At 24.3% G+C, this 9,850-nt stretch carries 12 protein-coding genes and 1 rRNA gene; 6 read left to right on the top strand and 7 right to left on the bottom strand.

The window, feature by feature from the left end; genetic code table 4:
• A partial coding sequence (locus BU00_RS0103925; protein ID WP_027121548.1) for a transposase occupies positions 1–229 on the bottom strand: 229 nt, incomplete at its 3' end.
• 97 nt (positions 230–326) lie between these two features.
• Between BU00_RS0103925 and BU00_RS0103920 the strand changes: the two genes are divergently transcribed.
• The gene (locus BU00_RS0103920) at positions 327–572 is read left to right on the top strand and encodes a hypothetical protein (RefSeq protein WP_027121547.1); all 246 of its coding nucleotides are present in this window, start codon (positions 327–329) and stop codon (positions 570–572) included.
• Between the two features lie 285 nt (positions 573–857).
• Here BU00_RS0103920 and BU00_RS0103915 read toward each other — a convergent pair whose 3' ends face one another.
• The 5 genes from BU00_RS0103915 to BU00_RS0103895 are packed head-to-tail and all read right to left on the bottom strand — an operon-like array spanning position 858 to position 4,815.
• Complete coding sequence (locus BU00_RS0103915) at positions 858–1,274, bottom strand: Dps family protein (protein WP_027121546.1); 417 nt, start codon at positions 1,272–1,274, stop codon at positions 858–860.
• Positions 1,275–1,281: 7 nt separating this feature from the next.
• The gene (locus BU00_RS0103910; RefSeq protein ID WP_027121545.1) at positions 1,282–2,424 is read right to left on the bottom strand and encodes a trigger factor-related chaperone; all 1,143 of its coding nucleotides are present in this window, start codon (positions 2,422–2,424) and stop codon (positions 1,282–1,284) included.
• Between the two features lies 1 nt (position 2,425).
• Positions 2,426–3,733 (bottom strand): ribosome biogenesis GTPase Der, encoded by a 1,308-nt coding sequence (der, locus tag BU00_RS0103905; RefSeq protein WP_027121544.1) that lies wholly within the window; start codon positions 3,731–3,733, stop codon positions 2,426–2,428.
• Position 3,734: 1 nt separating this feature from the next.
• Positions 3,735–4,403, bottom strand: a complete 669-nt coding sequence (gene cmk / locus BU00_RS0103900; RefSeq protein WP_027121543.1) for a (d)CMP kinase — start codon at positions 4,401–4,403, stop codon at positions 3,735–3,737.
• Positions 4,404–4,419: 16 nt separating this feature from the next.
• Positions 4,420–4,815, bottom strand: a complete 396-nt coding sequence (locus BU00_RS0103895) for a hypothetical protein (protein WP_027121542.1) — start codon at positions 4,813–4,815, stop codon at positions 4,420–4,422.
• 85 nt (positions 4,816–4,900) lie between these two features.
• On the opposite strand from BU00_RS0103895, the gene BU00_RS0103890 reads away from it, so the two are divergent.
• The 5 genes from BU00_RS0103890 to rrf all read left to right on the top strand — a co-directional run bounded on the left by BU00_RS0103890 (position 4,901) and on the right by rrf (position 9,020).
• Positions 4,901–6,259, top strand: a complete 1,359-nt coding sequence (locus tag BU00_RS0103890; RefSeq protein WP_027121541.1) for a DUF2130 domain-containing protein — start codon at positions 4,901–4,903, stop codon at positions 6,257–6,259.
• Between the two features lie 100 nt (positions 6,260–6,359).
• Entirely contained in the window at positions 6,360–6,506 is a 147-nt protein-coding gene (gene rpmH, locus BU00_RS0103885) for a 50S ribosomal protein L34 (protein ID WP_004794083.1), read from the top strand.
• A 13-nt stretch (positions 6,507–6,519) separates the two neighbouring features.
• Positions 6,520–6,852 carry a ribonuclease P protein component gene (rnpA, locus tag BU00_RS0103880; RefSeq protein WP_027121540.1) on the top strand — a complete coding sequence of 111 codons (333 nt, stop codon included), beginning with the start codon at positions 6,520–6,522 and terminating at the stop codon, positions 6,850–6,852.
• Complete coding sequence (yidC, locus tag BU00_RS0103875; RefSeq protein ID WP_245579612.1) at positions 6,839–8,863, top strand: membrane protein insertase YidC; 2,025 nt, start codon at positions 6,839–6,841, stop codon at positions 8,861–8,863. Before rnpA ends, yidC begins: the two co-directional genes overlap by 14 nt.
• 51 nt (positions 8,864–8,914) lie before the next feature.
• Positions 8,915–9,020, top strand: a 5S ribosomal RNA gene (gene rrf / locus BU00_RS0103870).
• A gap of 187 nt (positions 9,021–9,207) precedes the next feature.
• On the opposite strand, the gene BU00_RS0103865 is transcribed toward rrf, so the two are convergent.
• A complete protein-coding gene (locus BU00_RS0103865) occupies positions 9,208–9,744 on the bottom strand; it encodes a hypothetical protein (RefSeq protein ID WP_027121538.1) in 537 nt (178 codons plus the stop codon).
• Positions 9,745–9,850 lie beyond the last annotated feature (106 nt).

Here is a 9,850-nt window from a genome sequence, read left to right as displayed (position 1 = left end):
GAGATCTAACTTTTTTATCATATGAACCATTTCTATAATTATCCTTTATAGCTTTTTCGTGTTCATATCTATCATAACCAAGATAATTTTTCATTTCTTCTTGTAAAATTTTCTCAATTAAATCTTTTGTTTGTTTTTTAAGTATCTCTTGAACATCTTCGATTGTTTTTGGTTTATATTCATTAAATAGTCTTTCTGTATCAAGATTAAATTCTGTTTTCTTTTTCATAAAAAAATTCTCCTAATATAAATATTTTAAATTAAATATTTGCTATTAAGAGAATTTACACAAAATAATCTACGCTTCCGCAAAAGAAATTTTTTATGTGTCTGGTATTGATTATAAAAAACTTAAGTATGGACTCGATTATGAAAATTATTTTTCTCAAAAAGATATCGAATATTATTTTGATGTAATAACAAAATATAATAAATACAAATATGATAAATATTTAATAACTTCAGAATCATTTAAGATATCAGAAAATGACTTATTAAGTAATGAGAGTATTTTTAAGCAATGATATAATGATCAATATAAATCTTTTTTACCACCTAGTTCAGATGTCTAATAATAATTAGGGTGGGAATAAAAAACTTCATAGATACAGGTAAAGAAGGAAATCTCATTAGCCTATGGTCTAATTTTGATTTTCGCCTTTATATGGTTTTGATTATATAAATTACTTTACAGAAAAAGATTTATCACACAACAATAACATTTTTGATTTATGGAACAAAGAACAAAATCATGTTTCACTTCCACCTAAGGAAAACAGCTAAGATCATTAATTAAAAACAAAAGCAAAATATTTTAGCTTTTGTTTTTGTTTATATTTTATTTGAAAATAAAAAGTCTACTTAACTAACTTAGAAAATTGTCATAATCATTTATCTAATGATAATAATATTTCATCCATAATTGGTTGTACTCTTTTTGATCATTCAAATTCTTCTACTTGATTTAAAATAGTTTTTAAATCAGAAGTAATGATTTCTGTTGCTTTTTGATATTTAAAATCTTGCGATGACAATTCTTTAATGTTTGATAATTCTAAAAGTTCTTTAAAACTACCTAATGCTAATGATTCTTTCATAAGAACTTTTTCAGCCACTTCATCAATAAAACTTAAAACTTCTTCTCTTAGTTTATCGACTTCTTCATGCATTTCAAAAAATTCTAATCCCGAAATGTTCCAGTGAATGTTACTTAGTTTTTGATAAAAAACTTGTAAGTTTGCTTGCAATAGTTTTAATTCTTTAATTTCTTGCATTTTTCTCCTAAATATAATCTTTGAATTTTTCCAAAAATTCTGGTTGAATTAGTTTACCATAAATTTTTGCTATTTTTTTATAAAAAACAGCTTGTCCTAAAAATCTTGGATCTGCAAATCTTTCATCATTATTTGCACCAACGGCTCTTGAAACAATTTCGTATTCTTGTTGTAAATCTTCTTTTGTCACTTTAATATCGTTCAAAACAGTTAAATAATTAGTTCATAAATATGATTTTAAACCTTGTATTGCTGTTTCAATTTTGTCACCTACAAAATTGTTATCAAAATTAAAATTACTTAATTCTGCATCGATAAATTCTTGTGAAAATGATAAATCTCTTTCATCTTTTGATAAATTATCAATAATTTTTGAACCAAAACTTACAAGTGAATCTGAAATAATTTGAATCATTATTGTTTTTTTAATATATTCTTTAACATCTTTCAGGTTTTTTATTTCTTCAATTCCTAATTCTTTGCAGTTTTCATCAGTTATATCTGCAAAGTGTTGTGATTGAACGTTAATAGGATTAATATTAACGTTTATTTTCCCTTCTGGTGTTTCAAGAGATTTAGTAAATGTTTCTCCGACTTTTTGATTTATTACAAAATTCTCGAAAGCATCCTTACTAGCATTAGAGTTTGCAACTAATGTTTTTGTAAGTTTAGGTTTGTTATCTGCTGTAATTTCAAATGTTACAATATCATTTTCTTGGATTAATTCTCCATTTTTTCTAGGTTTTTTAAACGGATAATTCTTAATATAAGTCATTAGAAAAGTATCAACTGTTGTTTGGTAATTATCAATAATTTGAAATTTAATATCCTTGATATATTTCATAAAATCAATGTTTTCTATGTCTTTTTTTTCAAAGAAAAAAGATTCTGCTTCTACATCAATTTCTTCAACCGACATTTTTGTAATTTTAAATTTTGGTAAAAAGTAAAATTTAAAATTCACTAATTCTTTTTGATTTTTTCTAAACAATTCTGCTTTTTTTTCTTCTATAAAAATGTCAGAAGCTGTTTTTAAAATTGTTTCTTGATTAATGTTTTGCTTGTTTTGTTCTAAGGTTTTTAAAGCTAAATTTTGGATTTTAAGTCATTCATCTTTGCTTATTTTTATTATTTCTTGTGTTTTATGCATATTATTCTAATCCATTCTTATTTTTAAAATTAAGTTGTAATGGACAACCTTTAAAATTAAAAGTACTTCTTAACTGATTTTCTAAAAATCTTTGATATGAAAAGTGTAAAAATTTCTTATTATTAACAAAAAAAGTAAATGTAGGAATCTTTGCTAACTCTTTTCTTACATAATAAATATTTAATCTACCACCATTATAAGGTTGAGCTGGCTGTATCATTTGTGTTTCTAAAATTAAATTAGATAAAAGTGATGGTTTAATATCTCTTTCTAAATTATCTCTAACTTCACTTAAAGTATTTATTAAAGTATGAATTCTTTGATTATATTTAGCAGAAATAAAAACAAAGGGAACCCATGGTACAAAATGAAACTTGTTTCTTAATTTTTTTTCAAAATCTGCCATAGTATTTGTTTCTTTTTCGACTAAATCTCATTTATTAATTATCATAATAATAGGTTTATTATTATCCAAAGCATATCCTATAATACGTGAATCGAAATGTGATACTTCTGGTTGTGTTGCGTCAATTACAATTAAAGATAAATCTGCTTCAGATAACGAATTCATAGCACGCATTAAAGCATAGTGATCAACACTTTCTACAAGTTTAGATTTCTTTGTTATACCCGCGGTATCTATAACATTATATTTTCTTTGATTTATAGTTACTTCTGATGAAACAGAATCCCTTGTTGTTCCTGCAATTTTAGATACAATTGACCTATACTCTTTTGTTAAATTATTTAATAAAGAACTTTTACCTGCATTTGGTTTTCCGATAATTGCTAAATTAAATAAATCGTTCTTTTCTTCTTCATCAAAATTTAAATATTTTAAACACTCATCTAAAACTTCACCAATTCCTTCACCGTGTAAAGCAGAAATAGGAAAAATTTTATCAACTCCTAGTCTATATCATCCATAATCAAAATTTTGATTTGATTCAAGTTTATTAGCAGCTGCTATTATAGGTTTACCACTTTTTCTTAATAAGTTCATTATAAATAATTCATCATTAGATATTTCATTAGTTCCATCAAAAATTAAAACAATTACATCTGCTTCTTCAATTGCAATTTTTGCTTGAATTTGAATTTGCTCTTGAAAAGGCTTATTTTCTATTTCAATACCACCAGTATCAATTAATTTTATTTCATGACCTGTTCAAGTTATTCTTTCATAAAGTCTATCTCTTGTTACACCTGGTTGATCATAAACAATTGAAACTTTTTTACCTATAATTCTGTTAAAAAGAGTACTTTTACCAACATTTGGTTTTCCGATAATTGCTACTGTATTACGCATTTTACTCCTTTATAAGTTTTGAGTCTACAATAGAAATAATTCTTTGAATAACTTCTTCTATTGATAAGTTAGTGCAATCAATATAAACAGAATCCTCTGTTTTATGTAATGGATCAACTTCACGGTTCATATCTTGTTCATCTCTTTTTTTAACATCGTATAAGACTTCATTATAGCTTGTGTTATAACCAAGTTCTTGGTTTTGTAACATACGTCTTGTGGCTCTTTCTTCAGGATCAGCCCAAAGAAAGATTTTAACTTCCGCGTGAGGCATTATTTTAAAAGTTGTATCACGTCCATCAATGATATAACCTTTTCTTTTTTTTGTCATATGTTGTATAAAATCAACAACATATTCTCTAACTTCTTGAATTTTTGCAATATTTGGTGTTATTTGCGATATATAGTCTGCTCTTATCTGGTGAGAAATATCAACTCCATGAAGTTCTATTTTGTCATCTTCATAAAGTTTAATCATTCCTGTTTCAAGTGTTTTTAAAACCCCTTCAACATCTCTTGTATCTATACCTTTATCAATTACATTTTTAGCAATTGCTCTATATACGCTTCCACTATTGATAAATGTATATTTTAGTCTTTTTGCTATTTCTTTAGAAACCGTTGATTTACCAACACCACTTGGACCATCTATTGCAATATTAACCTTCATTTTTGCCCCTTTTATACTAATTATTAATTAACTTTGTTGTTTTATCAAAAGATTCATTATTTTCAATTAATTCATTTTGATTTTTTATTTCTGATAATAAAGAATCAAAATGATGTTCATTAAACTCGTAATTATCCATTGTATTTGTTTTAAGTTTTAAGTCATTTATTTTTAAAGAAATAAAATCTTGCTCTAATGTATTTAAATCATTTTTAGTTTGATTAAGTTCAAGGGAAATTTGGTGAAAAAATTCCTTTTTTTGTTCTTTTAGGTAACTTTTTTTAACTAGTTTGTGAGTTCATTTTATATCATCTAAAAGTGTATTATTTTCTTCTAAAATAACTTGCTCTAAATCTAATAAAAAATCATTTAAATTAAAAAATGAATCACTTTTTTTATCTGTGCTATTCATTTAAGAATATTTTACTTTAATTTTGAATATTAAAAAAAAAAATATAATTCTGTCTATAAATATCTATTTAAATTTGGGGGACTTTATGGCAAAAAAAATAAAAATTGAATTAAAAAATATAGAAAATTTAGAATTCGAAATAAAAGAAGATTCTGTAAAAGGTGATTATTTTTCTTTAAGAGATTTAATAAACCAAAATGATTCTAACATCATATCTGCAACAGACCAGTTACAAATTAAAATTGCTGAACAAATTAAAGAAAAAATTAAAAAAGAACAAGAGAGTAAAATTAAACTTTTGGTTGATGTAGAAAAAGCAAAAATTATGAGCGATTTTGAACAAAAGGTTCAAAATAAAGCAGAAGCAATTTTTAAAGAAAGAAAATTAAATCTTGAAAAAGAATTTGAATTAAACAATAAAAATGAAATACATAAAAAAGATTTAGATATAACTAATTTAAAAAATAAAAATAAAGAACTTAATGATAAGTTAGAAAGTTCAAAAGTAGAATTAAAACAAAAATACGATGTTGATTTAGAACTTTTTAAAACAAGATTTGAAAATCAATTTAAAGAACAACTTGTAAAAAAAGAAAGTGAATTACAAACTAATAAAGTTCTTTTTACTGAACTTAAAAATCAACTTGAAGAAAAGAAAAGTGAAATTGATAGACTTTCTGGTGAACTTGATGGTATTAAAGCAACAATGAGATTAAGCACAAAAGTTCAGGGTAATATTTTTGAAGATGATATTAGTGAAATATTAAAAAATGGTTTTAATTTTTCAGATAATGTATCATGAGGTAAAACAACAAAAGAAATACAAGGGTCGATGCCCGACTTTTTTATAAACTTTTTAGATAATAATAAAAATATCATTGAATCTATTATTATTGAAGCAAAATCAATACAATCTAAAACAGGTTCAACAAAAAATTCAGATCATTATGCTAAACTTGAAAAAGATCGTAAAAACAATAATGCAAGATTTGCCATTTTGGTTACTGAATTAGAACCTCAAAGAGAAATTTTTATAGAAAATCCTTCTGGTTTTGAAAACATTTTTGTAGTAAGAATTAATGTTTTATGAAACTTGATTAACCTTTTAAAATTTGTTATTTTAAAAGAACATCAAGCCAAAATTGGTGTTAATAACTATTTTGAAAAAGAAAGACTAATTGATGAATTTAATCAAGAATGAAGTGTTAAAATAGCTAAAAAATTAAAAGATTTTAACTCTAATCTTGAGGGGATTAAGTCAGCACTTGAAAAACAAAGAAAATTAACAGAAAATATGGAAGAAAATTTAAGAAAAATTATGGATAGCCATCTAAGATTGTTGATCCAAAATCTTGAGCAAATGGATACTTGAAATTCTTCTATAAATATTAGAAAAGACTTGTTAACAACACTTCCTAAAGCTCTTGAAATTGAGGAAAAATAGCAAATTTTTTGGTTTAAAATTTTAAAGATTCGATTTTTTCTTTAATGGTATAATATAAACACGCTTATATAATAAAATAAATAAATCAAAAGGAGGAAAAATGAGCAAAAGAACATATCAACCTAATAAACGTAAACATGCAAAAGTTCACGGGTTCAGAGCAAGAATGAAAACTGCTAATGGGAGAAAAGTTTTAGCAGCAAGAAGAGCTAAGGGTAGAAAAAGATTAACAGTTTCTGATAAATAATTAATTAAATTCTATGAAAAAAATATATAGATTACAAAAAAAATGGGATTTTCAAAAAATTATTGATAGCAAAAATTATCTTGCTAACAAACATCTAATACTTTATTTTAAAAAATCACAAGAATTTAAAATTGGTATTACTGTACCTAAAAAATTTGAAAATGCTGTTGGTCGTAATCGAAACAAAAGACAACTTAAAGCAATTTTACATGAATACGGTGTTTATGATTTAAAATACCACTTTGTTTTAATTGTAAGAAAAGATTTTTGCGAAAGTGATTTTTTAACAAAAAAAATAAATACACATTCGCTTTTTAATAAATTTAGGAATTATGAAAAAAAATAATAATTTTAGTTATTTTACAGATAAAAACAATCCAGAAGCAAAAAGAAAAGATTTTTTAAAGAAAATTTGAAAAATCACCAAAATTATTTTTTATCTTTTTGTTTTTTCTCTCACAATGACAGGGTGTGTTCAGTCTTTTGTAATTAAAAATTCAAACTATGTTGGTAGTGGGGTAGAATTTTATAATAACAAAGAAGAAATTTCACCTTATGTTAACACTCTTGAATCAAATAAAATAAAAGAAGACCTTAACATTCTTGATAAAGAAGGTAATGCAACTGAAAATAAAAAAGAAATTGTTTTGGATGTATTAAAACCAAATAAAGATGTTAACGTTCTTGTAAATGACGAAAAAACTCTTGAAGGAGCACATAAACAAATTGATAGAACTGGTGGTTCAATATCAGAAGCTAAAGTTTATGTAAGTTCTTTTAGTTTAAAAAATATCAATCCAGAAAAATTAACACAACTTGGATATGACCAAAAGGTTTCAGATAACTATAACTTAATAAGAAAGAATGATAATTTACTTTTAAGAGTTGAAAACTCTAAAACTTATGAATACATTAATGATATTACAGATATTTATCTAATTTCATTTTTACAAAATTCTGATGCAAAATATTTAGAATTAAAAACTCTTGAAAATGATTCTAAAAAACTTTTTATAACAGACGAATCAAAATTTGTTATAAAAAAATCATCAGGTTTAGATATTGTAAGTAAAATAGAACCTTTTAGTTTAGAAATTCTTAAAAATAATCCTGATAAAGAAAAAGAAGCTATTAATTTAGCTAACGCTGCTTTTGCTCGTGATGTACTTCAAACATTTTTCAATTATTCATTTGGTAAAGAAAGTGATTTTGTAAAATCTCTTAACCAAGAAACAAATAAAGAATGAAATTCTTTTTCAGATTATATTAAAGATTTAAATACAAAAATTAAAGAAGCTGAATCAAATAATACTTCTGTTGAAATTTCACAAGTTGAATATAGATTGATAACTATATATCAAGAAACAATTTTTGATTGATTAATTTCTCTTGGTTTTCTAAGTAAAAGAAATAAAGATCAACAAAGTGTTACAAATTCTTTATTTAGATTAGATGATCCTGCAAAATACGATGGTAGAATAATTGTTGATAACAATAATATCAATACAAAACAACTAAAAATAAACTTAACAAACGCTTCTGATAATCCTTTCTCGGCGATACATACATGAAAACAAGCATGAGGATACGGACATTTCTTTGGTTTAATGGTTTACCCTATTTCTAAAATGGTAAATGGTCTTAAAAAAGCGTTGCCAGAATGGGCAGGTTGAGGAACAATTATTGCTATTATTATTGCAGTTATTGTAACAAGATTAATTTCTCTTGCAATAACATTTAAATCAACAATGATGCAGTCCGTACAAGAAAGTTTAAAAAGTAAAAAAGCTGCTATTGAAGCAAAATATATTGGTTTCGAAAAAAATAAAGCAATGAAAATGAAGAAAAATCAAGAGATTCAGGCTTTATACGCAAAATATAATATAAATCCTATGGATTCTTTTGCTGGTGTATTAGTTTCTATGCCTATATTCTTCTCTATGTGAAGGGCTATTCAGTCTTCACCTTATATTAAAGCAACTGAATGATTAGGGTTAAATTTTGCCAGCCAATCATTTAGTAAAGTTTTATCAGGTGAGTGAATTTATTTATGAATACTTGTTGTTACAATATTAGTACAACTTTTCTCACAGTTATTACCACAATTACTACAACGTAAAAAGAATAAAATTACAATGACTGTTACAGAAGCACAGGCACTTAAAAAATCTGAAAAAACACAAAAAATATTTATGTTAGTGTTCACAGGTATAACAATTATGTTTAGTGTTGGTGTTCAAGTTTATTGATTGTTTGGTGGTTTATGACAAATATTCCAGGTTCTTGCAATCCACAAATTGAAGAAAACAAAATGATTTAAACAAAAATATTCAACAAAACTAATGAAAAAGAGTTAAAAAAAACTCTTTTTTATTTTGTTTTTTTTATTATGTGCTATAATATATTCCGTAAGTAGCAATAGCAAGAGTGATCACCTGATACCATTCCGAACTCAGTAGTTAAGCCTCTTAACGCCGACGATAGCCTAACGGTGAAAATAGGAAGCTGCTTCTTTTTTTTATTTTAGAAAAATAAAAAACTTTTTCCATAAATTTTTATTATCTAAAAAACGCCTTTAATAAGGTGTTTTTTTAATAGCTACTTTTATACAAATTAAAAATGTAATAGCTAAAAATAAATCAAAAATTACTTTTAGTACTATATTTAAGTATTAAAGTAATTTTGTTAAAAAAGTTATAAACTAATAATTTTTAAATTGTTTTATATAAGGAAATTTTAAATCATCTGATAATTCTAAAACCTCATAATAATTAGGATTAAGATTAGTCAGTGTTTCTATTTTTAAAGAGCATTCTTTTTTATCAAAATATATCAATGATCAAACATCAGGTGCAAACGATACTAAATTATTTAATAAAGGATAAATTTCAGTAGTTTTTCTTAAATTTATTTTTTTTAACATATTATTTATTTTGGAACTTTTACTTTGTTTAAAGGTTGATTCTATTAAAAGATTTAAATATATTTTTTGATCTTCTTTCCTTATAAATGGTAGTGGATTATCATTGGAAAAATCTGCTTCTCGCTCAATTTTTATGTCTTCTAATGAGTTTATTTTTAAAAAATCAGACAGTTTTATAACAACTTCAAAATAATTAAAATTAGTATTAATGTGATTAGATTGAATTGTTGTAGAAAATAAAGAGTACACAATCTTTTGATCATGAGCTAATTTATCAAATCACACTAAAATAGAATACTTTTCACTAAGTTTCATAACTAAATTATAATAAAAATTAACATTTATAAAACCTTATAAAAATATTATTTTGATATAATTATATTAAAATATAATTATATATTGTGTATAAAAGTCCCTAAAG

Source organism: Mycoplasma leonicaptivi ATCC 49890, from assembly GCF_000622205.1.
GTDB lineage: Bacteria > Bacillota_I > Bacilli_A > Mycoplasmatales > Metamycoplasmataceae > Mycoplasmopsis > Mycoplasmopsis leonicaptivi.
This window is presented reverse-complemented; position numbering and strand designations above follow the sequence as displayed.